The 25,653-nt window shown below is 62.9% G+C and carries 23 protein-coding genes and 1 riboswitch; of the genes, 16 read left to right on the top strand and 7 right to left on the bottom strand.

What is annotated here, in order from left to right; translation table 11 throughout:
- Window positions 1-106: 106 nt before the first annotated feature.
- The gene (locus tag AC07X6_RS03670; RefSeq protein WP_494790127.1) at window positions 107-1,480 is read left to right on the top strand and encodes an MFS transporter; all 1,374 of its coding nucleotides are present in this window, start codon (window positions 107-109) and stop codon (window positions 1,478-1,480) included.
- A gap of 4 nt (window positions 1,481-1,484) precedes the next feature.
- Here the strand turns inward: AC07X6_RS03670 and ribB are convergent, their stop codons facing one another.
- Window positions 1,485-2,132, bottom strand: a complete 648-nt coding sequence (ribB, locus tag AC07X6_RS03665) for a 3,4-dihydroxy-2-butanone-4-phosphate synthase (RefSeq protein ID WP_474292015.1) — start codon at window positions 2,130-2,132, stop codon at window positions 1,485-1,487.
- A gap of 94 nt (window positions 2,133-2,226) precedes the next feature.
- Window positions 2,227-2,377: riboswitch (FMN riboswitch) on the bottom strand.
- 185 nt (window positions 2,378-2,562) lie between these two features.
- Here ribB and AC07X6_RS03660 point away from each other — a divergent pair.
- From AC07X6_RS03660 to AC07X6_RS03640, 5 genes are all read left to right on the top strand, one after another.
- Complete coding sequence (locus AC07X6_RS03660) at window positions 2,563-5,406, top strand: M16 family metallopeptidase (protein WP_494790126.1); 2,844 nt, start codon at window positions 2,563-2,565, stop codon at window positions 5,404-5,406.
- Between the two features lie 93 nt (window positions 5,407-5,499).
- On the top strand, window positions 5,500-5,697 hold the full coding sequence (locus AC07X6_RS03655) for a hypothetical protein (protein ID WP_010399555.1): 198 nt from the start codon (window positions 5,500-5,502) through the stop codon (window positions 5,695-5,697).
- A gap of 143 nt (window positions 5,698-5,840) precedes the next feature.
- Window positions 5,841-7,418 carry a methyl-accepting chemotaxis protein gene (locus AC07X6_RS03650; protein ID WP_494790125.1) on the top strand — a complete coding sequence of 526 codons (1,578 nt, stop codon included), beginning with the start codon at window positions 5,841-5,843 and terminating at the stop codon, window positions 7,416-7,418.
- Window positions 7,419-7,530: 112 nt separating this feature from the next.
- Window positions 7,531-8,400, top strand: coding sequence for a ThiF family adenylyltransferase (locus AC07X6_RS03645; RefSeq protein WP_230540564.1), 870 nt, complete (start codon window positions 7,531-7,533; stop codon window positions 8,398-8,400).
- Window positions 8,401-9,510, top strand: coding sequence for a nitroreductase family protein (locus tag AC07X6_RS03640; RefSeq protein ID WP_494790124.1), 1,110 nt, complete (start codon window positions 8,401-8,403; stop codon window positions 9,508-9,510).
- Between the two features lie 79 nt (window positions 9,511-9,589).
- On the opposite strand, the gene pepA is transcribed toward AC07X6_RS03640, so the two are convergent.
- Window positions 9,590-10,420 carry a flocculation-associated PEP-CTERM protein PepA gene (gene pepA, locus AC07X6_RS03635; RefSeq protein WP_230540581.1) on the bottom strand — a complete coding sequence of 277 codons (831 nt, stop codon included), beginning with the start codon at window positions 10,418-10,420 and terminating at the stop codon, window positions 9,590-9,592.
- 249 nt (window positions 10,421-10,669) lie between these two features.
- On the opposite strand from pepA, the gene AC07X6_RS03630 reads away from it, so the two are divergent.
- The 4 genes from AC07X6_RS03630 (at window position 10,670) to AC07X6_RS03615 (ending at window position 12,251) form a co-directional block, all read left to right on the top strand.
- Window positions 10,670-10,843 (top strand): hypothetical protein, encoded by a 174-nt coding sequence (locus tag AC07X6_RS03630; RefSeq protein ID WP_230540583.1) that lies wholly within the window; start codon window positions 10,670-10,672, stop codon window positions 10,841-10,843.
- Between the two features lie 230 nt (window positions 10,844-11,073).
- Window positions 11,074-11,211, top strand: a complete 138-nt coding sequence (locus tag AC07X6_RS03625) for a hypothetical protein (protein ID WP_166674638.1) — start codon at window positions 11,074-11,076, stop codon at window positions 11,209-11,211.
- A gap of 129 nt (window positions 11,212-11,340) precedes the next feature.
- The gene (locus AC07X6_RS03620) at window positions 11,341-11,709 is read left to right on the top strand and encodes a hypothetical protein (RefSeq protein WP_092714661.1); all 369 of its coding nucleotides are present in this window, start codon (window positions 11,341-11,343) and stop codon (window positions 11,707-11,709) included.
- 83 nt (window positions 11,710-11,792) lie between these two features.
- A complete protein-coding gene (locus AC07X6_RS03615; protein WP_071326331.1) occupies window positions 11,793-12,251 on the top strand; it encodes an acyl-CoA thioesterase in 459 nt (152 codons plus the stop codon).
- Between the two features lie 89 nt (window positions 12,252-12,340).
- Here AC07X6_RS03615 and AC07X6_RS03610 read toward each other — a convergent pair whose 3' ends face one another.
- The 3 genes from AC07X6_RS03610 to AC07X6_RS03600 form a co-directional block, all read right to left on the bottom strand.
- Window positions 12,341-13,747 (bottom strand): DEAD/DEAH box helicase, encoded by a 1,407-nt coding sequence (locus AC07X6_RS03610; RefSeq protein ID WP_071322891.1) that lies wholly within the window; start codon window positions 13,745-13,747, stop codon window positions 12,341-12,343.
- A gap of 489 nt (window positions 13,748-14,236) precedes the next feature.
- Window positions 14,237-15,025: an enoyl-ACP reductase FabI gene (fabI, locus tag AC07X6_RS03605; RefSeq protein WP_230540585.1), complete on the bottom strand. Its 789-nt coding sequence runs from the start codon at window positions 15,023-15,025 to the stop codon at window positions 14,237-14,239.
- A 103-nt stretch (window positions 15,026-15,128) separates the two neighbouring features.
- A complete protein-coding gene (locus AC07X6_RS03600; protein ID WP_230540592.1) occupies window positions 15,129-16,541 on the bottom strand; it encodes a transglycosylase SLT domain-containing protein in 1,413 nt (470 codons plus the stop codon).
- 339 nt (window positions 16,542-16,880) lie between these two features.
- Between AC07X6_RS03600 and AC07X6_RS03595 the strand changes: the two genes are divergently transcribed.
- Together AC07X6_RS03595 and AC07X6_RS03590 are read left to right on the top strand one after the other, a co-directional pair.
- Window positions 16,881-17,453: a DUF1415 domain-containing protein gene (locus AC07X6_RS03595; RefSeq protein ID WP_494790123.1), complete on the top strand. Its 573-nt coding sequence runs from the start codon at window positions 16,881-16,883 to the stop codon at window positions 17,451-17,453.
- The gene (locus AC07X6_RS03590) at window positions 17,453-17,647 is read left to right on the top strand and encodes a DUF1289 domain-containing protein (RefSeq protein WP_077406743.1); all 195 of its coding nucleotides are present in this window, start codon (window positions 17,453-17,455) and stop codon (window positions 17,645-17,647) included. Before AC07X6_RS03595 ends, AC07X6_RS03590 begins: the two co-directional genes overlap by 1 nt.
- A 167-nt stretch (window positions 17,648-17,814) precedes the next feature.
- Here AC07X6_RS03590 and AC07X6_RS03585 read toward each other — a convergent pair whose 3' ends face one another.
- Complete coding sequence (locus AC07X6_RS03585; RefSeq protein ID WP_034779265.1) at window positions 17,815-18,321, bottom strand: DUF1993 domain-containing protein; 507 nt, start codon at window positions 18,319-18,321, stop codon at window positions 17,815-17,817.
- A 262-nt stretch (window positions 18,322-18,583) separates the two neighbouring features.
- Between AC07X6_RS03585 and AC07X6_RS03580 the strand changes: the two genes are divergently transcribed.
- Together AC07X6_RS03580 and AC07X6_RS03575 are read left to right on the top strand one after the other, a co-directional pair.
- Window positions 18,584-21,709 (top strand): sensor domain-containing protein, encoded by a 3,126-nt coding sequence (locus AC07X6_RS03580; protein WP_474292009.1) that lies wholly within the window; start codon window positions 18,584-18,586, stop codon window positions 21,707-21,709.
- A gap of 10 nt (window positions 21,710-21,719) precedes the next feature.
- Entirely contained in the window at window positions 21,720-24,002 is a 2,283-nt protein-coding gene (locus AC07X6_RS03575) for a xanthine dehydrogenase family protein molybdopterin-binding subunit (RefSeq protein ID WP_494790122.1), read from the top strand.
- 3 nt (window positions 24,003-24,005) lie between these two features.
- Here the strand turns inward: AC07X6_RS03575 and AC07X6_RS03570 are convergent, their stop codons facing one another.
- A complete protein-coding gene (locus AC07X6_RS03570; RefSeq protein WP_494790121.1) occupies window positions 24,006-24,437 on the bottom strand; it encodes a thioredoxin family protein in 432 nt (143 codons plus the stop codon).
- Between the two features lie 87 nt (window positions 24,438-24,524).
- Between AC07X6_RS03570 and AC07X6_RS03565 the strand changes: the two genes are divergently transcribed.
- Both AC07X6_RS03565 and AC07X6_RS03560 read left to right on the top strand, forming a co-directional pair.
- Window positions 24,525-24,710 (top strand): hypothetical protein, encoded by a 186-nt coding sequence (locus AC07X6_RS03565; RefSeq protein WP_494790120.1) that lies wholly within the window; start codon window positions 24,525-24,527, stop codon window positions 24,708-24,710.
- Window positions 24,711-24,717: 7 nt separating this feature from the next.
- Window positions 24,718-25,635: a 23S rRNA (adenine(2030)-N(6))-methyltransferase RlmJ gene (locus AC07X6_RS03560; RefSeq protein ID WP_070255356.1), complete on the top strand. Its 918-nt coding sequence runs from the start codon at window positions 24,718-24,720 to the stop codon at window positions 25,633-25,635.
- Window positions 25,636-25,653: the final 18 nt, after the last annotated feature.

Here is a 25,653-nt window from a genome sequence, read left to right as displayed (position 1 = left end):
TTTTATATGGTGATGCATTTTTGCATCAGTGTGCCGAGTTTATGCCTGTTTACCGCATCGCGCAACGCTCGCATAATGGCTGCCCCCTGTTACTGCAAGGAGTACCATGACTGCCCCCACACCGCACCGCGCCAGCGGCTTGATCCTGCTGACCCTGGCCTTCGGCTTCGTCATGGCCATGCTCGACGTCACGGCCGTCAACGTGGCGCTGTCCGATATCGCGCTGGACTTGAATATTCCGCTGACGGGCCTGGTCTGGGTGGTTGATGGCTACACCTTGACGTTTGCCGCGCTGCTGCTGGCCGGCGGCGCGCTGGCCGACCGCTACGGGCCGAAAGCCGTGTACCAGGGCGGCCTCGGCGTCTTCATCCTCGGTTCTATCCTGTGCGGCGCCGCGCCCGACGGACATTTCTTGACGGCGGCGCGTTTGCTGCAGGGCGCGGGCGCGGCCCTGTTCATGCCCAGTTCGCTCAGCCTGCTCACGCACAGCTTCGAAGACGAGCGCGAGCGCACGCGCATGCTCGGTGCCTGGTCGGCGCTGGTGGGCGTGGCCGGTGCGTCCGGCCCCCTGATCGGCGGCATCCTCGTGCACCAGTTCGGCTGGCGCAGCGTCTTCTGGGTCAACGTGCCGCTGGGCGTGCTGGCCATCGTCATGGCGCAGCTGCTGCTGGTGGCGCCGGCGCGCCAGCCGCGCGATTTGTCGCTGTTCAGCCATGCGCTCGGTGTGGCGGCGCTGGCGGGCCTGAGTTTCGTGCTGATCGAAGGCCCCGTGCTGGGCTGGCTGTCGCCCGGCGTGCTGGCGGCGGGCGCATTGACGGTGCTGTCGGCCTGGCAATTGCTGCGGCGCGAGCGCAGCGGCAGCCATCCGCTGTTGCCGCGTGAACTGTTTCACAGCAGCAGCTTTGGCGCGGCCAATGGCGTGGGGTTTCTGATCAATTTCTGCGTGTTCGGGCAATTGTTCTTATTGAGCCTGTTTTTGCAGCAGTCGGGCGGTGCCGATGCCCTGCAGTCGGGCTTGCGCCTGTTGCCCATGATGGCGGCCTATACGGTGGGAAACTTTATGGCGGGAAATATTGCGGCGCGTCATGGCACGCGCCTGCCCATGCTGCTAGGCTTGCTGGTGGGTGCCGTCATGGCCTTGCTGCTGATGGGCTTGCGTCCGGGCACGCCGTATGGCTGGCTGGCGCTGGGCACGGCCGTCATGAATGTGGCCATCGGCATCGCCATTCCCGCCATGACGGCCACCGTGATGCGGGTGGCCGGCAAGCGGCATGCGAACAGCGCGGCGGCGGCCCTGAATGCGAACCGGCAGATCGGCGCGCTGGTGGGCGTGGCGCTGATCGGCAGCATCCTGCACGTGCTGCCCGACTGGTCGCTGCGCCTGCCGCTGGCTTACGCGACGATCGCCGCCGCGTATGGCCTGGCGGCGGGCCTCGTCTACCGGCACGTGCATTTGCCGAAGGCGGTAGCTGCCGCTTGACGGATTATTGCGCGTGCTTGCTGCGCCACTCCACCAGTTCCTCGATGGTCAGGATCGGCATGCCGTGCAGTTCGGCGAAGCGCTCGATATCGTCGCCGCGCATCATGGTGCCATCCGGGTTCATCAGTTCGCACAGCACGGCGGCCGGGTTCAGGCCCGCCATGCGCGACAGGTCGACAGAGCCTTCCGTGTGGCCACGGCGCTCGAGCACGCCGCCGGGCGCGGCGCGCAGGGGGAACACGTGGCCGGGGCGCACCAGGTCTGCGGGCTTGGCATTTGGCGCGATGGCGGCGCGGATGGTGGTGACGCGGTCGGCGGCCGACACGCCCGTCGTGACGCCGTCGCGCGCCTCGATGGAGACGGTGAACGGCGTACCGTAGCGGCTGCCGTTGTCGGACGACATGGGCGGCAATTCCAGCTTGCTGACGACGTCCGTCGGCAGGCACAGGCAGACGATGCCGCTGCATTCGCGGATCAGCAAAGCCATGGTTTCGTTCGTCAATTTTTCGGCAGACAGGATCAGGTCGGCTTCGTTTTCACGGTCGAAATCGTCGAGCAGGATGACGGGGATGCCGGCGCGCATGGCGGCCAGGGCGGACTGGATGCGACCTTCCAGGTCGTTGGAAAGCAGGGTATAGCTGTTGACTAACATGGTGAAACGCTCCTCGCATAGGCGAAAAACGCTGCAGGGCAAGCGAATAGACGCAACTGGCCGCATCGACAGGTCGATGGGACATCACACTACTGCACATCTTCTTTCATCCGGACTATACCGTCGGCTCTGGAGTCACACCAGATCTGCTGACCTCACCAGGCGGTGCCTGGAAAGCGCTCGCGGGCTTGACCGTTGCCGGTCTTACCGCCGGTGGGGAATCGCACCCCGCCCCGAAGACGTATTGTTGTGCCGGTCCACATGACCGGCGGCAATACTTTAGCACAATTGAAAAAACCTGGCAGGACACCGTTGAGTTTGTCATTCGGCAAAGTTGCCTGGGAAAAGCGGTTTTTCCTAAGCTGTTTTTAATGGCGGAAACAGAATTTCAGTGTAAGGTATGGCTACTGAATCTTACCGTTGAGAATACATGAAGCTGAGTAAATTACGCCTGATCTCGGGCGCCGTCTTGCTGGCCTGCGCCTGCATGGCCCAGGCGGAAATCCGTTTGACCGATCCCCTGCCGCTGGCACCAGAAGTTACCGTAGGAAAATTGCCGAACGGCTTGACCTATTACATCAAGAAAAATGCCCGTCCCGCCCAGAAAGTGGAATTGCGGCTGGTGGTGAAAGCCGGCTCCATCCTGGAAGATGACGACCAGCAAGGTCTCGCGCATTTCACGGAACACATGGCCTTCAATGGTTCCACGCATTTCAAGCGCAATGAGCTGATTTCCTACTTGCAATCGATCGGCGTGAAGTTCGGCGCCGACTTGAATGCCTACACGAGTTTCGATGAAACCGTCTACGTGTTGCCGATTCCGACGAACAAGAAGGAAAACCTGGAAAAGGGTTTTCTCGTGCTGGAAGACTGGGCGCATGGCTTGAAATTCAATCCGGCCGACATCAACAGCGAGCGCGGCATCGTGCTGGAAGAGGCGCGCCTGGGCAAGGGCGCCAGCGACCGCATGAACAAGGTGCTGTATCCGAAGCTGCTGAACGGTTCGCGCTATGCGCAGCGCATGCCGATCGGCAAGGAATCCGTGCTGAAGACCTTCAAGCCGGAAGCCATCAAGCGTTTCTACAAGGATTGGTACCGTCCCGACCTGATGGCCGTGATGGTGGTGGGCGACGTGGAGCCGGGCCAGGCTGAAAAGCTGATCCGTCAGCATTTCGGCAAGCTGAAAAACCCCGCGAAACCGCGTCCGCGCCTGTATGCGGAAGTGCCGCAGCGCTCGCAAACGGAAGCGCTGGTGATCACGGACAAGGAAGCGCCCGACGACAGCGTCTTCATCCGCTACCCGATCCGCGCCGCGCAGGAACCCGTCACGATTGCCGACTACCGCCGCCAGATGATCGAAAACCTGTATGGGCAAATGCTCAGCGCCCGCATGCAGGAATTGACGCAGCAAGCCAACCCGCCGTTCATCCAGGGCGGCAGCAGCATGGGCAAGCTGGTGCGCGGCTATGAATCGTTCAGCGCGTATGCCTTGCTGGGCAAGGGCGGCGTGCAGCCGGCCGTCGATGCGCTGGTGCAGGAAGACGAGCGGGCGCGCCGCTTCGGTTTCAGCCAGGCTGAGCTGGACCGCGCGCGCAAGGATATGTTGCGCAATTACGAGCGCGCCTACAGCGAACGCGACAAGTCCGATTCGGCCGGTTTCGTGGCCGAGTATTCGCGCAACTTCCTGGAGCAGGAAGCCATTCCCGGCATCGCCAATGAATTGCTGTACGCGCAGGAACTCTTGCCGCAGGTAACCTTGCAGGAAATCAACGAAACGGTGGCCAAGGTGATTCCCGACCAGCAAAAGAAACTGGTGGTCTTCATGGGCGCCGAGCCGAAGGCGGGCGATGCGGCCTCGACCGTACCGACGCAGCAGCAATTGCTCGACGCGGTGGCGCAGGCGGAGCGGCAAACCGTCGAGCCGCGCACGGAAAAAGTGCTTGCCAGTAAGCTGATGGACGGCCCGCCGGCCGGCGGCAGCATCGTCTCGGAAAAACTGAACAGCGCCATCGGCGTGACGGAACTGACCCTGGGCAATGGCGTGCGCGTGCTGCTGAAACCGACGGACTTCAAGAACGACCAGGTGCTGATGGGTTCGACCCGTTTCGGCGGCCAGTCGCTGTTCGGCGATGCCGACATCTACAATGCCCGCTATGCCAGCGCCGTGGTCGGCAGCATGGGGCTGAAAGATATGGCGCCGCTGGACTTGCAGAAAGTGCTGGCCGGCAAGACGGTCAACGTGGGCGCTTCGCTGGGCGAGCTGAGCGAAGGCTTTGGCGGCTCGGCCAGCAGCGCGGATGTGGAAGCCATGCTGCAACTGGTGTATCTGTATTTCCATGACGTGCGCAAGGATGCGGGCCTGTACCAGTCCTTCATCGGCAAGCAGCAGGACCTGGCGAAAAACAGCATGGCGCAGCCGGAAGCCGTGTTCTACGATGCCGTCCAGCATGCCATGTATGGCGACAACCCGCGCGTCGATGGCGTGCCGCGCGCGGCCGACTTCGACAAGGTGGGCCTGGACCGTTCATTGGAAATCTTCCGCCAGCGCTTTTCCAGCGCGCGCGGCATGACCTTCATCTTTGCGGGCAGCTTCGAGCTCGACAAGATCAAGCCCCTGATCGCCAGCTACCTGGGCACCTTGCCCGTGGCCGACGTGGCGCACGCCTACCGCGACGTGGGCATGCGCCCCGTCAGCGGGGTGGTCAAGAAGAATGTCTACATGGGCAGCGAGCCCAAAAGCACGATTTCCATCACCTTCAATGGCGATGCCGCGTATTCGGACGAGCAAAAGCTGACCCTGCAGGCGCTGGGCGAGGTGCTGAACCTGAAAGTCATCGAAGTGCTGCGCGAAAAGATGAGCATGATCTATGGCGGCGGCTTCGAAACGTCGATGGGCCAGCATCCGTATGGCCATTATTCCGTGGCCTTGAACTTGCCGACGGGGCCGGAAAACGTGGACAAGGTGATCGCCGCCGCCTTTGCCGAAATCAACAGGATGAAGGCGGACGGGCCATCCGCGGCCGACCTGGAAAAGGTCAAGCTGAACTGGATCACGCGCCAGCAAAAGTCCTTGCGCGAAAACCGCTACTGGATGAGCCAGCTGATGGGCTCGGTGACGCAGGGACGCGACCCCGCGCACATCCTGCGTTACGAGCAGCGCGTGCGCGCCCTCACGCCGCAAGCCGTCAAACTGGCGGCGCAGCGCTATCTGAACATGGATAACTATGTGCAGGTGGTGCTGTACCCGGAACGTAAAAATGTTGCAGTGAAGTAATCTTCATGCTGGCGTTGCCGGGGCGCCAGTGTGCCGAAGCTGTTAAAATGCTGCTAATGGATGTGATCGCAATTTAACAAGCAAGGAAATACGATGGCTAAGAAAGAAGAACTCGATCCGGAAACCCTGGAGTTGATCAACTGGTGTATCGAGGTCGAAGGCTTCCTCGTGGCCGGCGGCGCCACCGTGGCGCAGGCGCAAGACCATATCGAAGAGCAGGTAGAGTGGTTTACCGATCAGTTCTATGACGGCTTGACGCCGGAAGAGGCGGCCAAGGAAGCCTTGGCCTGACCTTCAGTCAGACTTCAGCAAGACATATGCGGGCGGTGCCTGCCGGGCATCAGCCTGGTAGCGCCGCCCGCTTTGCTTTTCTGAAAAGATTTCCACATGGAAATTGTTTATAATTCCACATTTTATTCTTTACCCAGGCTCCCATGACTCTCCGTTCGCGCATTCTCCTCCTGTGTTTCAGCACCTTGCTGGGCATCGTCCTCATCGCATCCTTTTCCCTGTATTCCCTGCGCCAGACCATGATGGCGGAAAGGGTCGAGCAATTGACGGTGCTGGTCGAGCTGGCCAATGCCTCGGTGGAAAAGGCGTATGCGCTGGAACAGTCGGGCAAGCTCACGCGTGAGCAGGCGCAGCAGCAGGCCAAGCTGGCCATCGGCAGCTTCGTCAAGGACGAGATGTATTACTTTGTGCGCGATTTCAGCACCGACTTGCTGTACGTGCACCCGAATCCTGCGCGCATCGGCACGCCGCAAAAGAACATGAAGCAGTCGGGCGACCGCTACCGCGCGGCCCTGGCCAACAGCCGCATCGGCATGGTGCAGGCGGACGGCACGCGTCCCGGCGTGAAGGACCCGGTGGCGAAGATGTATGCCGTGGTGAAATTTGCGCCGTGGGACTGGGTGGTCGGCACGGGCACGTATATCGATGACATCAATCACAAGTTCTGGGCCCAGGCGGGCGTGCTGCTGGCCATCGGCGGCGCGCTGATGCTGGTGGTGGGCAGCCTGGCGGCCCTGATGCTGCGCCGCATCCTGGCCCAGCTCGGCGGCGAGCCCGACTATGCAGCGGCCATCGTGGCGCAGATCGCCCAGGGCGACCTGACGACGCAGATCGATACGCGTCCCGGCGATACGTCCAGTCTGTTGATGGCCATCAAGGCCATGCGCGACAACCTGGCGCATCTGGTGAGCCAGGTGCGCAACGATGCGGAATCCATTTCCACGGCGTCGGGCGAGATCGCCTCGGGCAACCACGACCTGTCGGCGCGCACGGAGCAGCAGGCGGGTTCCCTGGAAGAAACAGCCTCGACCATGGAAGAGATGACCTCGACCGTGCGGCAGAATGCGGACAATGCGCGCCAGGCCAACCAGCTGGCCATTTCCGCCTCGCAAGTAGCGACGCAGGCGGGCGGCGTGGTGGGCCAGGTGGTCGAGACCATGGGCGCCATCAATGCCTCGTCGAAAAAGATCGGCGACATCATCGCCGTCATCGACGGCATCGCCTTCCAGACGAATATCCTGGCCTTGAATGCAGCCGTGGAAGCGGCGCGCGCGGGCGAGCAGGGCCGTGGCTTCGCCGTCGTCGCCAGCGAAGTACGCAACCTGGCCCAGCGCTCGGCCGCGGCCGCCAAGGAGATCAAGCAATTGATCGACAGTTCCGCCGAACAGGTGGGCGCCGGTGAAAAACTCGTGGCGCTGGCGGGCGAGACGATGGAAAAAGTCGTCTCCAGCGTGCGGCACGTCACCGATATCGTGGCCGAGATTTCCTCGGCCAGCGCCGAGCAAAGCGCCGGCATCGAACAAATCAACCAGGCCATCGTCGAGATGGACAACATGACGCAGCAAAACTCGGCCCTGGTCGAGCAGGCCTCGGCGGCGGCGCAAGCCATGAACGAGCAGGCGGCGGGCCTGGCGCAGATCGTCAGCGTGTTCAAGGTGGGCGCCACGGCAGCGGTACCGCGTGCCGCCGGCATGGCGGCGCAGGCGCGCCTGCCGCGCTAGCCTTGGCGCCCATGTAGACGCAACACAGGTTCCTTCATCGTTGAAGGAACTTTTCATCTGGCCGTCTGTCCAACCTTCCTTGGTCCCTTGGGGACGTCTACACGAGGTGAGCATGACAGACGGTTTCTCCTATCACGCGGCGTTCGCCCGCAACCTGGGCTGGGTCACGCAGGCGGAGCAGGATAGCCTGCGCGGCAAGCGCGTGGCCATTGCCGGCATGGGCGGCGTGGGCGGCGTGCACTTGCTGACCCTGGCGCGGCTGGGCATCGGCGCCTTTCACATCGCCGATTTCGACACCTTCGACATCGCCAACTTCAACCGCCAGGCCGGCGCCATGGTCTCCACCCTGGGCCAGCCGAAGGTGGCCGTGCTGGCGCAGATGGCGACGGACATCAATCCCGAACTGGAGATCAAACAGTTTCCCGACGGCATACACGAGAGCAACCTGGCGGAGTTCTTTGCCGGTGTCGACCTGTACGTGGACGGCCTGGATTTCTTCGCCTTTCCTGCGCGCCAGGCCACCTTTGCCACCTGCGCGCGCCTGGGCATTCCCGCCATCACGGCCGCGCCGCTGGGCATGGGCACGGCCGTGCTCAGTTTCATGCCGGGCGGCATGACGTTCGAAGAGTATTTTGGCTGGGGCGACTTGCCGGAAGAAGAAAAAGCCCTGCGCTTTCTCGTCGGCCTGGCGCCGGCCGGCCTGCACGGCCCGTATCTGGTCGACCCGTCCGCCATCAACCTGAAAGAGCGGCGCGGGCCGTCGACCATCATGGGCTGCCAGCTGTGCGCCGGCGCGGCCGCCACGGAAGCCCTGAAGATCCTGTTGAAACGGGGCAAGGTCATGGCGGCGCCGCATGGCGTGCATTTCGACGCCTACCGGAACAAGCTCGTGCATACCTGGCGTCCGGGCGGCAACCGCCACCCGCTGCAACGGCTGGCAATGGCCATCATCAAGCGCCGGCGTGCGGCGCAGGGGGCATAAATGGCGCAAGCACCGCAGCTCGATCCCATACTGGAAAACATCCTCGACCAGGCGCGCTGGGCGCCCAGCGGCGACAACACGCAGCCGTGGCGCTTTGAAGCCATCGAGCCGCGCCACGTCGTCGTGCATGGCTTCGATACGCGCAGCCACTGCGTGTACGACCTCGACGGCCATCCCAGCCAGCTGTCGCTGGGCGCCTTGCTCGAAAGCATGGCACTGGCGGCCAGCAGCCACGGCTTGCGCATGGAGGCGCGCCGGCGCACGGCCATGCCCGATACCCTGCCCACCTTCGATGTGCGTTTTGTCGACAGCCCCGGCCTGCTGCCCGACCCGCTGGCAGCCTTCCTGCCGCAGCGCAGCGTGCAGCGGCGCCGGCTCAGCACGCGCCAGCTGCGCGCCAGCGAAAAGGCCGCGCTGGAGGGGAGTTTGCCGTCCGGCTACAAGGTGCAGTGGTACGAGGGCGGGCGCGCGCGCCTGGCCTGCGCGCGCCTGATGTTCGACAATGCCCGCCTGCGCCTGACCATGCCCGAGGCGCACAAGGTGCACCGCGACGTCATCGAATGGGGCGCGCGCTTCAGCGCCGACCGCATCCCGGAACAGGCGCTGGGTGTCGATCCGATGACGGCGCGGCTGATGCGCTGGGTCATGCAGAGCTGGCGCCGCGTGGATTTCTTCAATACCTGGCTGGCCGGCACCGTGGCGCCGCGCCTGCAGATGGACTTGCTGCCCGGCCTGTATTGCGCCGCGCATTTTGCGCTGCTGGCCGAGGCCTCGCCGCGCCATATCGACGATTACGTGGCGGCCGGCCGCGCCATGCAGCGCTTCTGGCTGACGGCCACGCAGCTGGGCCTGCAATTGCAGCCGGAACTGACGCCGCTGATCTTTGCCCGCTATGTGCGCGAACGGCGGGCCTTTTCGCGCACCGACGGCATGCAGGAACTGGCGCAGGAACTGGCGGGGCAATGCCAGGACGTGCTGGGGGCGGCGGCGTTTGAGCGGGCCGTGTTCCTGGGCCGCATCGGCGCCGGCCCGGCGGCCCAGGCGCGCTCCTTGCGCCGGCCGCTGCAAGAGTTGCTGGTGGTGCCGGCCGACGGCAAGACGCCTGCGTGAACGGCAGGCGTTTGCCGGCTGCCGCAGCGAAAAAAGCCGCTGAGGCCATCAGCGGCTTTCAGGCTCGATGCTGCGCACGTCAAGCCTGGCGCTGCCCGCCTTGCTGGCGGCGTGCGGTCATGCCCAGGCCAAACAGGCCGATACCGAGCAGGGCGATAGTGCCTGGCTCAGGAACTGCCAGAAATAATTCCAGGCCGCCACCATCGGCCATTGCGACGAAACTGTCGGTCAGGCTGCCGCCTATGAAGCTGTTCGTATTGCCGCTGAGGGACTCCAGCGGGAAAAACGGGTCGGGGTTAATGAAAAACAATTGTCCTTGCGGCGTCAGCGAGGCGTTCAGCAAGGCCTTGAAGTCGCCCTGGGCCAGGCCGGCGAAAATGTGCGCTTCGCCCACGTCGAGCGTGTAGGTGACGATGGCAAAATCATCGCCGGAGACGCCGCCCACGTTCACCGGCGAACCTGCCACGTTACTGATCGACAGTGCCGTGTCCTGGTTGGGGTCGATGTACAAGGTCATGGTCAGGGTTTGAAAGTTGGCATGGATCCCGCCAGCCAGCGTATCGGACTGGCCGGTGATGGTAAACAGGCCATACATGCCATAGCCATTGAGGGCGTTCAGTTGCGATGGCACGCTGCCGCCATTGGGGCTGCCGAAAGCGGCCTTGGTCAAAAAGCCTGTTTCAGTGAAGGGATCGTTGCCGCCACCTAAACCGCCAACGATGGTTTGTTCGACGCGCGCGTGATATTCAAAGCTGATGCGGTCGGCCACCACCTGATTGGCGGCGGAGCCGGGGACGGAACCTTCATTGACGGTAAACAACGGACCCGCGAGTGCGGGAGCGCTGATCAGCGCGGCGCCGATGGCGACCACGGAGACAGCGAGACGCAGGAGTGAGGACAGCGGTTTCATGACATTTCCTTCAGCGTAAGGGTTGATCGGACCAGGTCACTGTGGCGGCTGCCTCAGATAACCTCATACGCCCTTGAAGCAGAATTTGTACCATGTAATATTTTCATTTAAATTCAATGGCTTATAAAAAAAGCTTGGCCATTTTTCACGCTTGTGTAAAAAAAGTCGACGTTTTAGTCCGCCTATGGCGCGGCTTGCGGGCGCCAGTCTTTCCCGCCATGGGCTACAGTGGGGGCAAAGGAGGTCACCATGCAACCACGATCCCGCCATGCCCCGCTGCGTGCGCACAGCACGCCTGAACCGGATATCCCGCCGCCGCCCGAAGGCGATCCGCTGACGCCGCCGCCGGAAAAGCCGCCGCACACGGATCCCGTGCCGGTCGAGGAGCCGACGCCGCCGCCGCCGCCCGTCAAGATGGGCTGAGAGCAAGTCGTCGCCCACCTGAGCGGCCGACCCGCTGCCGCGCGCTGTTTATTTCTAGCCGGAAATGGATTGCGCGGCCGGCCGGGTAGCCACGCCATTTAAACAACAAAAATGCCAATAAACGTTGCCGAGTGGATACAAATCAAGCGCTAACTGCTGTGTGTCATGCGGCCGTCACGATTCTGTTCTTATAATGAGACATCATAAAAATTCTTGTACAGGAGACCATCATGGGCAATTCCTTGCATAACAAAATTTACCTGGGCCGTCGCCCTGTGATCACCAGCAAGAACCTCGCGGCGCTGGCCCTGGCGGGTGCCGTGGCCGGTTGCGGCCTGGCGTGGTTGCTGCTGCGCACCTACAAATAAGCGTACTCCACGCGCCTTTTCAGCACGCCGTCCGTGGGGCGGGCGGCGACTGAATCACGTTGCCTGTTGCCGATGCGCAGCGGGGCGCGTACCATGGGGGCCGAACACCTGGCCTTTTATGGAAAAGTAATGAAGAACGAGAAATTAACAACCGATGAATATGACGCGCTGGAGCAAGTTGCACGCGGCATCAAGACCGAGCGCCCCAGTGCTTGCGTTGCCCGCAATGCCAAGCGCCTGTCCGGCCTGAAGCTGCTCAGCTATGCACGCGACGGCCGTCTGTCCATCACGGATAAGGCACAACAACTGCTGTTCCTGCGCCGCTGCATCATGGGGCTGCGCGCCGTGGCCGCCGATCCGCTGACCAAGCTGGATACGGACGTGGCCTATTTCCTGGGCAAGAAAGCCCACATCGTGGCGCGCGCCGAAGGCGAGGGTCACGACATTTCCGACAAGGGCCGCGACTCGCTGGCCGATATCGATACCCTGGGACTGTAACAGCCTGTCCCGGCAACCGGCCCCTGGGGCCGGTTTTCACATCCCCCTATTATTTCCCCTTGGAGAACACTTTGGACAGCGCGATGAACTGGTCGGCCCACGAACTGACGATGACGGTCCTGATGACGCCCGATATGGCCAACTTTTCCGGCAACGTGCACGGCGGCACCATCCTGAAATACCTCGACAGCGTCGCCTACGCCTGCGCCAGCCGCTATTCGGGCAGCTATGTGGTGACCCTGTCGGTGGACCAGGTGATGTTCCTGCAGCCTATCCACGTGGGCGAACTGGTGACGTTCCTGGCCTCGATCAACTACACGGGCACGACGTCGATGGAAGTGGGCATCCGCGTGGTGACGGAAAACATCCAGCAGCGCCTGGTGCGCCACGCCAACAGCTGCTATTTCACCATGGTGGCCGTGGACGCCAACCGCAAGCCCGTGGCCGTGCCGCCGCTGGCGCTGGAAACGCCGGAGCAGCAGGTGCGCTTCGAGCAGGCCAAGCTGCGCAAGCTGTCGCGCCAGAAGGTGTCGAAGAAGTAAAGGCAATCGACATAAAAAAACGGCCGCCAGAGCGATCTGGTGGCCGTTTTTTTTATTGCTTGCCGCCCGTTGGCGGCATGGCGCCGTGATTAACGGTCGCCGTAGCTGCGGCGTGCGCCGTCGGTGCTGCGCGGGTTGGAACCCTTGTAGCCGCCGCCGGTGCTAGGAGCGCCGTCTTTACGCGGTGCGCCCGGCTTGCTGAACGTGCGTTGGCCTGGCTTCGCGCCGCCACGGTTGTCGCCTGGTTTCCAGCCGCCTGGACGGGCGCTCGAACGTGGTGCCGATGCCGTTTTCTTTGGCTCGAAACCTTCGATGACATTGACCGGGATCAATTGCTTGGTGAAGCGTTCGATGCGCTTGACGTTCATGCCTTCAGCGTGGTTCACCAGCGAGATGGCCAGGCCATTGCGGCCAGCGCGGCCGGTACGGCCGATGCGGTGGACGTAGTCTTCCGGGAACTTCGGCAGATCGTAGTTGAACACGTGGGTGATCGTTGGCACGTCGATACCGCGGGCGGCAACGTCGGTGGCGACCAGCACCTTGACCTGGCCGCGGCGCATGCCGTCCAGGGTGCGGTTGCGCGCGCCCTGATGCATGTCGCCGTGCAAGGCGGCAGCCGAGAAACCGGCGATGTTCAGGCGGTCGGCGATGGTGTCGGCGTCACGCTTGGTGGCGGTGAACACAACAGCCTGGTCCAAGGTTTCGTCGCGCAGCAGGTGGTCCAGCAGGCGATTCTTGTGCGACAGGTCGTCGACGAAGTGGACGCGCTGCGTGATGTTTTCATGCTTGTTGCTCGAACTTGCCACCTGGATGACCAGCGGGTTTTTCGTGATGCGGCGCGCCATGTTGCCGACCACGCCATCCAGCGTTGCCGAGAACAGCATGGTCTGGCGGCCTTCCGGCGTCGCTTCGACGATCTTTTCGATGTCGTCGATGAAACCCATGTCCAGCATGCGGTCGGCTTCGTCCAGCACCAGGATTTCCAGTTGCGAGAAGTCGATCTTGCCCGAATCCATGTGGTCGATCAGGCGGCCAGGGGTCGCGACCAGAATCTCAGGATTCTTGGCCAGCAATTGCATCTGTTTAGGGTAAGGCATGCCGCCCAGGATCGACACAGCCTTGATGCGGCGGATGCCGGTGCTGTACTTGTCGGTGTTGGTCGTTACTTGCAGGGCCAGTTCGCGCGTTGGCGTCAGCACCAGCATTTTTGGCTGGGCAGCCTTGAAACGTGGACGCTCGCCGCGGGCGCGCGATGCTTGCATTTCCTGGTTTGGCGTCTTGCCGGCGGCGCTTTGTTCGGCGCTGGCCAGTTTGTGCAGCGATGGCAGCATGAAAGCTGCCGTCTTGCCCGAACCGGTCTGCGACGAGACCAGCAGGTCACGGCCTTCGATCGCGGCTGGAATCGCTTGCGACTGTACCGCGGTTGGCGCGGTGTAGCCCGATTCGGTCAGAGCGGCGAGGATGGACGGATGCAGGCCTAAGGATTCAAATGTCATTCTTTTTCTTTCGTGAAAATCAGCGTTCTTGCAAAAAGCAGAACGCAAAATAGCAACGCCAACCAAAACGAAATGACTCAACTAGAAAGAAATTTCGGCACAAAAGCTTTGCGCCGGGACGGTGTCAGGTGCGACACACAAGGCGGGAGGGCTTTATTAAGCGGCATCCTGTGGATGCGCTAAGGCTTGCGAAGCTGCTAAGTTTGTAGTGCATGTAACTGCGGTGTTGCCATCGCTTCAAGGAAACATATTGCAGCGCACAACGACACTATACCGTATTTGCCGCCGTTTTGCACGGCCTAAATGGGAAGAAACGACAGTCCTACCACGTTTTGATCATGTTTCCTATGTGAAATCAGTAAGAATACGTAGTTTTCTTCCGTTTAATGGAGCATGGCCACGATGTCGGCGGGCAGCGGCGGCGCCTGTCGCGTTTCCCTGGCCAGGTTGATTTGCCGGGCCGCTTGCGCCACGTCGACCAAGTGCCAATTACTCTACTTCCGGATTGACGGCCATCACTTGCGAAAAGCCGCCATCGACGTAGGTAATCTCGCCCGTGATGCCGGAAGCCAGGTCGGACAGCAGGAAGGCGGCCGTGTTGCCGACCTCTTCGATGGTGACGTTGCGGCGCAGCGGGGCGTGCTCGGCCACAAAGCCCAGCAGTTTGCTGAAATCCTTGATGCCGGAGGCGGCCAGGGTCTTGATGGGGCCGGCCGAGATGCCGTTGGCGCGGATGCCGCGCGGGCCCAGCGATTCGGCCAGGTAGCGCACGGACGCTTCCAGCGATGCCTTGGCCAGGCCCATGGTGTTGTAGTAGGGTACGGCGCGCACGGCGCCCAGGTAGGTCAGGGTCAGCACCGAGGCGCCCGGATGCAGCAGGGGCAGGGCGGCCTTGGCCATGGCGGGAAAGCTGTAGGCGGAAATATCGTGCGCGATGCGGAAGCTGTCGCGCGACAGGCCGTCGAGGAAGTCGCCGGCGATCGCCTCGCGCGGGGCGAAGCCGATGGCGTGCACCAGGCCATCGAGGTGTTCCCAGTGCTGCGCCAGGTCGCGGAAGACGGCCGCGATCTGTTCATCGCTGGAAACGTCGCAGTCGAACACCAGTTCGCTGCCGAATTCCGCCGCGAACTCCGTGATGCGCTCCTTGAAGCGTTCGCCCACATAGGTGAAGGCGAGGGTGGCGCCTTCGCGGTGGCAAGCCTTGGCGATGCCATAGGCGATGGAGCGGTTCGACAGCAAGCCCGTGATGAGGATTTTTTTGCCTTGCAAGAAAGCCATGACGACTCCTGTCTGGGTAGGTGGGCGGGTAAGGCGGATGTGCAACCGGCCGCGACAGCAATGCTGTGGCGGCCGGTGAGGTAGGTCAATACAGCTCAGGCGATCAGTGACGGGCCTTGGCGCGACTGTTGCCGCCGCCGCGCTGGATGCGCGGTTTCACCAGGGAAATTGGCGCCGTTTGCGCCTTGCCGCCCTTGGCGGCGCGGCGTAGTGCCTTGGCGGCCCGTTCCGGACGGTCCGCTTCCAGCAGCATGGTGGCGCTGTCGGCGATTTCCTGGGTGATGTCCTTGTTCATCGTCGCCGAAGTCTTTGGCACGAGGATGGTGGAGCCGGCGCGCAGGCTGGTGCGCTGCGGAATGTTGTTGGCCTGGCGCAGCACGTCGGCCGTGGTGCCGAATTTCGACGCCAGGGTTTCGATGCGTTCGCGCGCATTCGTGATCTTGTGCGTGGTCCAGCTCGACAAGGCATGGCCCCATTGCGCCAGGTTGGTGGTGAACTTGGCGGCGTTTTCCTGTGGCAACAGAATCTTCGTCTTTTCGCCGCCGATGATGACGGGGCGGTTGAATTGCGGATTCAAGGCCTTGAATTCATCCATCGACAGTTCGGCCAGCTGGGCGGCGACGGTGATGTCGATGTCGCTGGTCTTGTCGATGGCCGTGAAATAGGGCTGGTTGTCGACCACGGGCAGGGTCAGACCGAACTGGGCCGGATTGGCGATGATGTTCTTGACCGCTTGCAATTTCGGCACGTAGTTGCGCGTTTCGGCCGGCATCAGGTCGGCCAGGCTTTCGAAATCGGTCGGCTTGCCCAGCGCCTGGTTTTTCTTGATGGCGCGCTGCACCGAGCCTTCGCCCCAGTTGTAGGCGGCCAGGGCCAGTTGCCAGTCGCCAAACATGTCATACAGGCGCTGCAGATACGTCAGGGCCGCATCGGTCGAGGCCAGCACGCCGCGGCGCTCGTCCTTGAACATGTTTTGCTTGAGGTTGAAATCGCGCCCCGTGGCGGGCACGAATTGCCACATGCCGGCCGCATTGGCGCTCGAGAACGCTTGCGGATTGAAGGCGGACTCGATGAACGGCAGCAAGGCCAGTTCCGTCGGCATGCCGCGCTTTTCCAGTTCCTGCACCACGTGGAAGATGTAGCGCGAGGCGCGCGCCGTGGTGCGGGCGATGTAGTCGGGGCGGGTGGCGTACCAGTTGACGTGGTTGGCCACCAGTTGGTTGTTAATGTCGGGAATCGCATAGCCGCTGCGGATGCGGCCCCAGACGTCGGCTTCGCGCAGCGGATCGGAATTGTCGCTGAGGTTTTTCAGCAGGCGGTCGGTCTTTTGCAGGCGGTTGTCGAGGGTGGGGAGTTTCGCCGTGACCTGGGCGGTCATCGGGATCAGGGCAGGTGCGGCGGCGGCGACTGGCGCGTTATCGCTCTCAACACCGGCTTCGTACGCCTGGCTGAGGGCGGGCGCAAGCGCCAGGGCCAACGCCGCCAGGACGGTAGATTTAAAGGAGTTTTCGTGCATAGTGTTCCATTGTTGTCGTCGGAGAAACATCGGACAGACCCATGATTCAGGTGCGAGTGTACGTATATCCACATGCAGGAGTCAAGAATTATGTCAGCATGATGACAGGAAATAAGCGGCAATAAGCGGGTAACGGCTGAGTTTCCATTCGCAAATGCTGTCATTATTGCAAATTTAATTTGCCCGATGCGTGATTCGGCCGCTGTTATAGCATACATGGCGGGGAGGCTGGCGCAAGCGTGGCAGCCGTCCGGTATGAGACTGCGCAAAGAGTGCGTACAATTTGGCTTTGGCCGGCCATTCGGCTGCCGGCCGCCTTATTGATAGAGAGTCAAGCATATGAACACCCCGCCGCGCCACGACGACGACAACGCCGTCATCATCGCCAATACCGTCGCCTGGCTGGAAAAGGCCGTGATCGGCCTGAACCTGTGCCCGTTCGCCAAGGCCGTGCACGTCAAGAAGCAGATCCGTTATGTGGTGTGCGAGTCTGAGAACCCGGAAGATCTGCTGGCGCTGCTGATGGACGAGCTGCAAACCCTGGCCGACACGGACCCGGAGCAGATCGACACGACCTTGCTGATCCATCCGTACACCCTGAACGACTTCCTCGATTACAACGAGTTTCTCGACGTGGCCGATGCGGCCGTGGAAGACATGCACCTGGCCGGCGAACTGCAGGTGGCCAGTTTCCACCCGAACTACCAGTTTGCCGAGACGTTCGAGGACGACATCAGCAACTACACGAACCGTTCGCCGTACCCGACCCTGCACCTGCTGCGCGAAGACAGCATCGAGCGCGCCGTCGAGGCGTTCCCGGAAGCATCGGAAATTTTCGACAAGAATATTGCCACACTGGAAGCGCTGGGCACCGAAGGCTGGGAAAAACTCGGCTTGCCGAAGGTGTCTTGATGGCGGACAAGGAATTGCCGCTGCGTCCAGACACACCCTGCGTGGCCGTGTGCTCGACGACCTTCGATGAAATCTGCCGCGGCTGCGGCCGCAGCGTGGTGGAAGTGGCCCACTGGGTGTCGATGACGGATGAAGAGAAGGAAGTGGTGTGGGTGCGGATTCTTTCGCAAGGGTATCCGCGCCGGAATACTTAAATAGCGACGCAATAGAGCAATATCAAGCGGTATTACTCTAAAGCGTCGACGCTTAAGCAAATCGTAGCGAGCGGCGATGATTTGCGGCTAAGAAGCGCAGCCGTACTCAAGTACGGCGAGCATCGCAGGCCGCAAAGCGCGCCGCGCAGTAGATTTGCTTATGCGTCTCAGTAACTGCCGATAAAGTCTTTTTTGCCGACTTCGATGCCGTTATGGCGCAGGATGTCGTACGCCGTCGTGGCGTGGAAGAAGAAGTGCGGCAGCGCGTAGTGGAACAGGTAGGTCTGGCCCGTGAAGTGCTTGGTCTTTTCGCCGCTGCCGGTGGTGATGGCGCGCGTTTCGCTGCCGTCGATGTCCGCTTGCGGCAGGCTTTCCAGGAAGGCGATGGTTTTCACGATGCGCGCTTTCAGTTCTGCAAAGCTCTGTTCGCTGTCTTCATATGGAGGCACGGCCACGCCGGCCAGGCGCGCGCCGCAGCCCTTGGCGAAGTCGGTGGCGATCTGGATCTGGCGCACGAACGGCAGCATGTCCGGGAACAGGCGGAATTGCAGCAGGGCGTTCGGGTCGATTTTCTTGTCTTGCGCGTGCGTTTCCGCCTTGTCCAGGATGGCGGCCAGACTGCCCAGGATCTGTTTGAAGACGGGGATCGATGCGGAGTAGATGGAGAAGGTCATGGTGGTTCCTCTAGGTAAAGTGGCGCGATGATAGCAAGCTGCGCGCTTTTCTGCTGGCGCGGGCCGGGCGCGCCGGCGCGCGTGTGGTTTTTCGGCCCTGTCTATATGGCATGACGTCGCCGCTGGCGCGTGTTTATTGGTGACTTTTCCCGCTTTTTCCATGCATAATTGCTCCTGAAAAAGTTTCTTCCCGCCCCGTCCACCCAGTTTCCCCCGTAAAGCTCGATGATCGCCCGCCTGATCCCTGTTGCCCTGTTGCCGCATGTTTAATTCACCTTACCAGCGCCTGCGCACCAGCCTGCGTGTGCTGTACGGCTCGTCGATCTATGGCGCCCTGCTGCTGGTGGTGTTTGGCGGCCTGGTCGTGCCCGCCCTCTTCGGCAGCTATGTGCTGGTCGGCGTGCATGAACGCCAGTCTGCGCGCACCAGCCTGAACGAGGCCTTGCAGCGCAATGCCGACATCCTGGCGCTGGGCATGCAGGAGTCGCTGTGGAACATGAATGCGGAATCGGCCCATTCGCTGGTCGAATCGGTGATGCGCGACCGCTCCGTGCTGCTGGTGAAGGTGCTGGGGCAGGGCGACACGGAATTCATCCGCCTGCAGGCGCCGCAGCGGCCCGTGGGCAATCTGTACCGTGCCGAGCGCGACATCCTCGTGCGCGGCGAGCGCATCGGCCATGTCGTCGTCGAGATGGACGATGCGCGCAGCCAGCAGGAGCTGCGCGAAAAGCAGATCTCCTACATTTTCGTGCTGGGCGCGCAGCTGGCCGTGTCGATGGCGCTGATCGTGCTGTTCCTGAACCGCCGCCTGCTCAAGCCCCTGCGCCGCCTGACGCGCTTTTCCGACCGCCTGTCGCACGGCGATTTCGATACGCCCCTGGCCTCGCACAGCAATGACGAGCTGGGGCGCCTGACGGCCCAGCTCGAGCAAATGCGCGCGGCCATCGGCCAGCTGTTCGAGGACGTGGGCCAGCGCGAAGAACGTTTCCGCACCATCGTCACGCAGGTGCCGGGCGCCGTCTTCCGCTACCGGCCCGACGGCCCCATCGATTTCGTCAGCGATGCCATCGAAGAGATTTCCGGCTATTCGGCGCGCCAGTTCATGCGCGGCAGCACGCACGCCTGGGCCGACCTGATCTGCCCGGAAGACCGCCGCGAGCACCGCCGCGCCGTGCGCCAGGCAGTGGCCGAGGTGCGGCCGTATGCGCTGGAATACCGCATCATCGACGCTTTCGGCATCGAGCGCTGGGTGGCCGAGAATGGCCAGCCTCAGGCGGGCGAGCAGGGCGTCATCTGGGTCGACGGCATCATTGCCGACATCAGCCAGCGCAAGCACCACGAGATGCGCATCGAGGCGCTGCTGACGGAGCAGAGCGCGATTCTGGACAACGTGATGTTCGGCGTGATGTTCGTGCGCCACCGCCGCATCATTTCCGTCAACCGCCGCTGCGAGGAGTTGTTCGGCTATGATCCCGGTCAAATGATGGGCAATTCGACCGCCATCGTCTTCACTTCCTCGTATGATTTCGAAGAGGCGGGCGAGCGCCAGTATCCGGCCCTGGCCCAGGGGGGCGACTTCAGCGAAGAGCGCCAGTACCAGCGCCGCGACGGCAGCCTGTTCTGGGCGCTGGTGAGCGGCTGCGCACTCGATCCGCTGCGTCCCAACGAAGGCAGCATCTGGGTGTATGCCGACATCACGGCGCGCAAGGAAGCCGAGGAAAAGCTGCGCCTGTCGGCCACCGTGCTCGAACACATCGCCGACGGCGTGATGGTGGTCGACGCGAACGGCATCATCGTCACCGTCAACCCGGCGTTTACGCAGATCACCGGCTACAGCGAAGCGGAGGCGCTGGGCCGGCATTCCTCGCTGAACCGCTCGGCGCGCCACGACGCGGCGTTCTACCAGGCGCTGTGGGACGAGCTGATCGCCAGCGGCTTCTGGCGCGGCGAAGTCTGGCACCAGCGCAAGAACGGTGAAATTTACCTCGAGTGGCTGACCATCAGCGCCGTGCGCGACACGCGCGCCGTCACCACCCATTACGTGGGCGTGTTCAGCGACATCACCCTGATCAAGCAGTCGCAGGAAAAGCTCGACCACATGGCCCACCACGACCCGCTGACGGCGCTGCCGAACCGCCTGCTGTTCCACGACCGCCTGCAGCACGCGCTGCTGCGCGCCGCGCGCGACCAGGAGCAGCTGGCCGTGCTGTTCATCGACCTCGACCGTTTCAAGAATGTCAACGACACCCTGGGCCACCATGTGGGCGACGAATTGCTGCAAAAGGTGGCCGGCCAGCTGGCGGCCCGCCTGCGCGAAGGCGATACCCTGGCGCGCCTGGGCGGCGACGAGTTCATCGTGTTGCTCGAAGGCATAGACGGCGAGTACGGCGCGACGCAGGTGGCGGAAAAGCTGATGACCATGTTCGACCAGCCGTTCACGGTGGCCGACCACGAATTGTTCGTCACCTGCAGCGTGGGCATCAGCCTGTATCCGGACGATGCGCTGGACTTGAACATGCTGATCCGCAATGCCGACGTGGCCATGTACCAGGCCAAGGCGCGCGGGCGCAACGGCTACCGCTTCTATGCGCCGTCGATGACGGGCGAGGGCGTCGAGCGCCTGCGCCTGGAAACCTTTTTGCGCCGCTCGCTGGAAAAGAACGAGATGTTCCTGAATTACCAGCCGCAGGTGGAAATCGACACGGGCCGCCTGGTCGGCGTCGAGGCGCTGGTGCGCTGGAACCACCCGGAACTGGGCCTGGTGCCGCCCGTGCGCTTCATTCCGCTGGCCGAGGACAGCGGTTTCATCAACCAGCTGGGCAAATGGGTGCTCGACGAAGCGTGCCGCCAGATGATGCGCTGGCAGGCGCAGGGCTTGCACGTGCCGAAGATGGCCGTCAATCTGTCCGTCAAACAGTTCGAACGGGGCAGCATCGCCGGCATGGTGGCCGATATCTTGAAGGAAACGGGCCTGGAGCCGCAGCGGCTGCAGCTGGAAGTAACGGAATCGGTGATCATGAACACGGGCGACGCCCTGGGCTTCATCAACGATTTGCATGCCATCGGCGTGGGCCTGGCCATCGACGACTTCGGCACCGGCTATTCCTCGCTCGCCTACCTGAAACAGCTGCCCGTGCAAACCCTGAAGATCGACCGCTCCTTCATCAAGGATATCTCGACGGACGTCAACGATGAGGCGATCGCGATTGCCATCATCCAGCTGGGCAAGAGCATGCAATTGTCGGTGATCGCCGAAGGCGTGGAGACGGAAGAGCAGGCCGCCTTCCTGCTGCGCCATGGTTGCAAGCTGGCGCAAGGTTATTTTTATAGCCGTCCGGTGCTGGCACAGGATATGCTGGAGCGCTGGATCGATCACTCACCACTATAAAGGACAGCCCATGGCCGCAGAATCCTCCCCGTCGCGCCGCCGTTTCCTGCTCGGCGGCCTTGGCCTCGGCGTGGCCGGCGTGGGTGCCCTGGTGCTGGGCTGGGGCATGCTGCCGCCGCGCCAGCGCCTGCACGGCAGCGCGCCGCTGCCGCTGCACGATGGCGCCGTGGCCTTGAATGGCTGGCTGGCGATTCAATCAGACGGCACGGTGATGCTGGCCATGCCGCGCAGCGAGATGGGGCAGGGCGTGCACACGGCCTTGCCCATGCTGGTGGCCGAGGAACTCGACGTGCCTTTGAGCAGCGTCAAACTGATCCAGGCGCCCATGGATAAAATCTTTGGCAACGTGGCCATGCTCAAGGACAGCCTGCCGTTCCACCCGGACGACCAGGGCCGCGTAAAAGCGCTGGCGCAGTGGACGGTGGCCAAGGCCGCGCGCGAACTGGGCGTGATCGTCACGGGCGGCTCGTCGAGCGTGAAGGATGGCTGGGGTCCCATGCGCGAGGCCGGCGCCTGCGCGCGCGCCATGCTGCTGCAAGCCGCCGCCGCGCAGTGGCAGGTGCCGGCCGCGCAATGCCGCACGGAAAACGGCGCCGTGCTCCACCCGGACGGCCGGCGCGCCAGCTACGCCAGCCTGGCGCAGCGCGCCGCCGCCATCGATCCGGGCACGCCCGTGCTGAAATCCCCCAAGGATTTCAAATTGATCGGCCAGCCGGCGCCGCGCCGCGACACGCCGTCCAAAGTCAACGGCAGCGCGCGTTTCGGCATCGATGCCCGCCCGCCCGGCATGCTGTATGCGGCCCTGCAGCTGCCGCCGCGCCTGGGCGATGTTTTGGCCGCGTTCGATGCGGCGCCCATCCTGGCCATGCCCGGCGTTAAAAAGGTGGTGGACCTGACGCCGCACTTGCCCCAGCGCAGCACATCGGTCACCTCGTGCGCCGCCGTGGTGGCCGACACCTGGTGGCGCGCCCGACAGGCGGCCGCCGCCTTGCCGGCGCAGTGGAAGGCCGGGCCGCAGGCGAACTTGTCCAGTGCCGGCGTGTATGCGGAGTTTGCCCGCCTGCTGGATGCCGAGGCGGGCCATGTCTACCACGCCAGCGGCGAGGTGGAAAGCAAAGCCGTGCAGGGTTTGCGCAGCGTCAAGGCCGAATACCGCGCGCCGTTCCTCGCGCACGCCGCCATGGAACCCGTCAACTGCACCGCGCAGGTGAGCAATGGCAAGGTGATGTTGTGGGTGTCGACGCAGGCGCCCGGCATCGCCGTCGATGTGGCGGCGAAAGTGGCCGGCGTCGATGCGAAGGATGTGGCCATCGAGGTGCTGCTGCTCGGCGGCGGTTTCGGCCGCCGCCTGGAAGTGGATATGGTGGCGCAAGCCGTGGCCATCGCGCTGCAATGCAATGGCGCGCCCGTGCAGCTGGTATGGACGCGCGAGCAGGACACGCAGCACGATATGTACCGTCCCGCCGCGCTGGCGCGGTTTGCGGCACGCCTGGACGAGCACGGCCGCATTGCTTCCTGGGACAATAAATCCGTCAGCGGCTCCATCACGCACCAGTTTTTGCAGCGCAATTTCGGCTTGCCCGGCGCGGGGCCGGACAAGACCACGGCCGAAGGCGAATTCGACATGCCGTATGAAATCGCCAGCCAGCGCATCGCCCACGTGATCGCCGACAGTGCCGTGCCCGTCGGCTACTGGCGCTCGGTCGGGCATTCGCACAACGCTTTCTTCAAGGAAAGCTTTATCGATGAACTGGCGCACGCGGCGGGGCAGGACGGCATCGTTTTCCGCCGCGCGATGCTGGCGCAGCATCCGCGCCACCTGGCCGTGCTCGACGCGGCCGTCAGCAGGGCGGGCAGCCCGCCACCTGGCCATGCGCACGGCGTGGCCCTGCACCAGTCGTTCGGCAGCATCGTCGCGCAAGTGGCGCAGGTATCCGTGGAAAACGGCGAGATCCGCGTGCAGCGCGTGGTGTGCGCCATCGATTGCGGCATCGCCGTCAATCCGAACATCATCGCCCAGCAGATGGAGTCGGCCGTGCTGTTCGGCCTGTCGGCGGCGCTGGGCGGCGAGATCACCTTCAAGGATGGCAAAGTCGAGCAGAGCAACTTCCACGACTATCCCGTGCTGCGCATGGGGCAAACGCCCGAGGTGGAAACCATCATCATCGCCAGCGCCGAGCACCCGGAAGGCGTGGGCGAGCCCGGTACGCCGCCGATTGCGCCCGCCGTAGCCAACGCCGTGTTCAGTTTGACGGGGAAAAGGCTGCGCAGCCTGCCTCTGCGCCTGGGGTGATGTTTACTGGGCCAGGGTGGCGGCCAGTAAATGACGCAGATTGCAGTCGCGCTGCCAGTCGCGCCGCTCCTGCGTGCTGCCGGCCAGCGCCGCCAGGTCGGCTGCGCTGAGCGCCTGCTGCGCCTGCACCATGCGGTGCGCCAGGCCGCCGTCGGGCAGCACCGTGCCGAAGAAGGCGACCTGGTCTTCGTGCTGGATCAGCAGGGTGGGGAAGTTGTCGATGTCGAGGTCGCCCACGACGTCGGCCTGGTCTTCGATGTCGATCCAGACGAAGACGGTGTCCGGGTGGCGCGCGGCCAGTTCCTCGAACGTGGCGCGGTAGCTGCCGCAAGTGCCGCACCACAGCGCGCACAGGCAGGCCACCGTCCAGCGCGGGCCGGCCAGGGCTGCCGCGACGTCGGCGCGGTTATCGGTCGTGAGGGTCAGGCTGTGCATGGTCGTATGTATAGAGTAGGGCGGATGGGCGCCGGGCGCCCGATGCGCGTATTCTACCGCGCCCGGCCCCCGCGGTCCCGAGAATGCATGAGCTTGTTTATCGGTGTTTTTTTGATGCAATACACCTTTCTGGTGGATAATGCTGATAATTGCGCGCTGATTACGCTGGTCCATGCTGTTTCCTGGCCCCGCAGCCTGACCCCTCCAGTCTGTTTTCATGCCCTGCCCGGTGTCAGCGCTCCCGCCTTTATTTATATTTTATTATGGAATTAGCCAGCTTATGTTGAGTTACCGCCACGCCTTTCACGCGGGTAATCACGCCGATGTGTTGAAACATTATGTGCAGATTCAGTTGTTGCAATATCTGAATCAAAAAGATACCGCCTATAGTTATATCGATACCCATTCCGGCGCGGGCGTGTATGCGCTCGACGGCGGTTATGCGTCGAAAAATGCCGAGTACGAAACGGGTATCGCACCGCTGTGGGACCGCACGGACTTGCCGGCCTCGCTGGCCGAGTACATGAAGTTGATCAAGGAAATGAATCCGAGCGGCAAGATGCGCTACTACCCGGGTTCGCCGTACTGCGCCGACAAGGTCAGCCGCGAGCAAGACCGTCTGCGCCTGTTCGAGCTGCATCCTGCCGATGCAAAGATTCTGGCCGACAACTTCCGCAAGGTCGAGGCGCATGCGCTGGCCCAGGGCGAGCGTCCCACCGTGCGCGGCAAGCGCGTCATCATCACCAAGGCGGACGGCTTCCAGAGCCTGAAGGCCCTGCTGCCGCCGCCATCGCGCCGCGCGCTGGTGCTGATCGACCCGCCGTATGAAGACAAGATGGATTACCGCAAGGTCAAGGATACCCTGGCCGACGCCCTCGTGCGCTTCCCGTCGGGCATGTACGCCGTCTGGTATCCGGTGCTGCAGCGCATGGAATCGCGCCAGTTCGCCGACAAGCTCAAGCAGCTGCCCAGCTCGGACTGGCTGCACGTGACGTTGACGGTGAATACCCCGTCGCCGGACGGTTTCGGCTTGCACAGCAGCGGCATGTTCATTTTGAACCCGCCGTACACGCTGGAGCCGATGTTGCGCGAAGTCATGCCGTACCTCGTGAAAGTATTGGGCCGCGACGATGGCGCGAAGTTTGTGCTGGAGACGGGTAAAGGCGGCCAAAAGAACACCGGTACACGGCGCGTATAGTCGTCCTCGGTTAGTGCT

Source organism: Janthinobacterium sp. GW460-12-1-14-LB5 (assembly GCF_059423585.1).
Note: the sequence above shows the minus strand (reverse complement) of the source record. Positions and strands in the feature narration are given on the sequence as shown.

What these genes read in the sequence shown, in the direction of transcription:
- AC07X6_RS03600 (WP_230540592.1), bottom strand. Translation starts at nt 16,541, where the DNA reads ATGCACGAAAACTCCTTTAAATCTACCGTCCTGGCGGCGTTGGCCCTG.
- pepA (WP_230540581.1), bottom strand. Translation starts at nt 10,420, where the DNA reads ATGAAACCGCTGTCCTCACTCCTGCGTCTCGCTGTCTCCGTGGTCGCC.
- AC07X6_RS03620 (WP_092714661.1), top strand. Translation starts at nt 11,341, where the DNA reads ATGAAGAACGAGAAATTAACAACCGATGAATATGACGCGCTGGAGCAA.
- fabI (WP_230540585.1), bottom strand. Translation starts at nt 15,025, where the DNA reads ATGGCTTTCTTGCAAGGCAAAAAAATCCTCATCACGGGCTTGCTGTCG.
- AC07X6_RS03670 (WP_494790127.1), top strand. Translation starts at nt 107, where the DNA reads ATGACTGCCCCCACACCGCACCGCGCCAGCGGCTTGATCCTGCTGACC.
- AC07X6_RS03630 (WP_230540583.1), top strand. Translation starts at nt 10,670, where the DNA reads ATGCAACCACGATCCCGCCATGCCCCGCTGCGTGCGCACAGCACGCCT.
- AC07X6_RS03650 (WP_494790125.1), top strand. Translation starts at nt 5,841, where the DNA reads ATGACTCTCCGTTCGCGCATTCTCCTCCTGTGTTTCAGCACCTTGCTG.
- AC07X6_RS03660 (WP_494790126.1), top strand. Translation starts at nt 2,563, where the DNA reads ATGAAGCTGAGTAAATTACGCCTGATCTCGGGCGCCGTCTTGCTGGCC.
- AC07X6_RS03595 (WP_494790123.1), top strand. Translation starts at nt 16,881, where the DNA reads ATGAACACCCCGCCGCGCCACGACGACGACAACGCCGTCATCATCGCC.
- AC07X6_RS03610 (WP_071322891.1), bottom strand. Translation starts at nt 13,747, where the DNA reads ATGACATTTGAATCCTTAGGCCTGCATCCGTCCATCCTCGCCGCTCTG.
- AC07X6_RS03645 (WP_230540564.1), top strand. Translation starts at nt 7,531, where the DNA reads ATGACAGACGGTTTCTCCTATCACGCGGCGTTCGCCCGCAACCTGGGC.
- AC07X6_RS03560 (WP_070255356.1), top strand. Translation starts at nt 24,718, where the DNA reads ATGTTGAGTTACCGCCACGCCTTTCACGCGGGTAATCACGCCGATGTG.
- AC07X6_RS03570 (WP_494790121.1), bottom strand. Translation starts at nt 24,437, where the DNA reads ATGCACAGCCTGACCCTCACGACCGATAACCGCGCCGACGTCGCGGCA.
- ribB (WP_474292015.1), bottom strand. Translation starts at nt 2,132, where the DNA reads ATGTTAGTCAACAGCTATACCCTGCTTTCCAACGACCTGGAAGGTCGC.
- AC07X6_RS03580 (WP_474292009.1), top strand. Translation starts at nt 18,584, where the DNA reads ATGTTTAATTCACCTTACCAGCGCCTGCGCACCAGCCTGCGTGTGCTG.
- AC07X6_RS03640 (WP_494790124.1), top strand. Translation starts at nt 8,401, where the DNA reads ATGGCGCAAGCACCGCAGCTCGATCCCATACTGGAAAACATCCTCGAC.
- AC07X6_RS03575 (WP_494790122.1), top strand. Translation starts at nt 21,720, where the DNA reads ATGGCCGCAGAATCCTCCCCGTCGCGCCGCCGTTTCCTGCTCGGCGGC.
- AC07X6_RS03625 (WP_166674638.1), top strand. Translation starts at nt 11,074, where the DNA reads ATGGGCAATTCCTTGCATAACAAAATTTACCTGGGCCGTCGCCCTGTG.
- AC07X6_RS03655 (WP_010399555.1), top strand. Translation starts at nt 5,500, where the DNA reads ATGGCTAAGAAAGAAGAACTCGATCCGGAAACCCTGGAGTTGATCAAC.
- AC07X6_RS03615 (WP_071326331.1), top strand. Translation starts at nt 11,793, where the DNA reads ATGAACTGGTCGGCCCACGAACTGACGATGACGGTCCTGATGACGCCC.
- AC07X6_RS03590 (WP_077406743.1), top strand. Translation starts at nt 17,453, where the DNA reads ATGGCGGACAAGGAATTGCCGCTGCGTCCAGACACACCCTGCGTGGCC.
- AC07X6_RS03585 (WP_034779265.1), bottom strand. Translation starts at nt 18,321, where the DNA reads ATGACCTTCTCCATCTACTCCGCATCGATCCCCGTCTTCAAACAGATC.
- AC07X6_RS03565 (WP_494790120.1), top strand. Translation starts at nt 24,525, where the DNA reads ATGAGCTTGTTTATCGGTGTTTTTTTGATGCAATACACCTTTCTGGTG.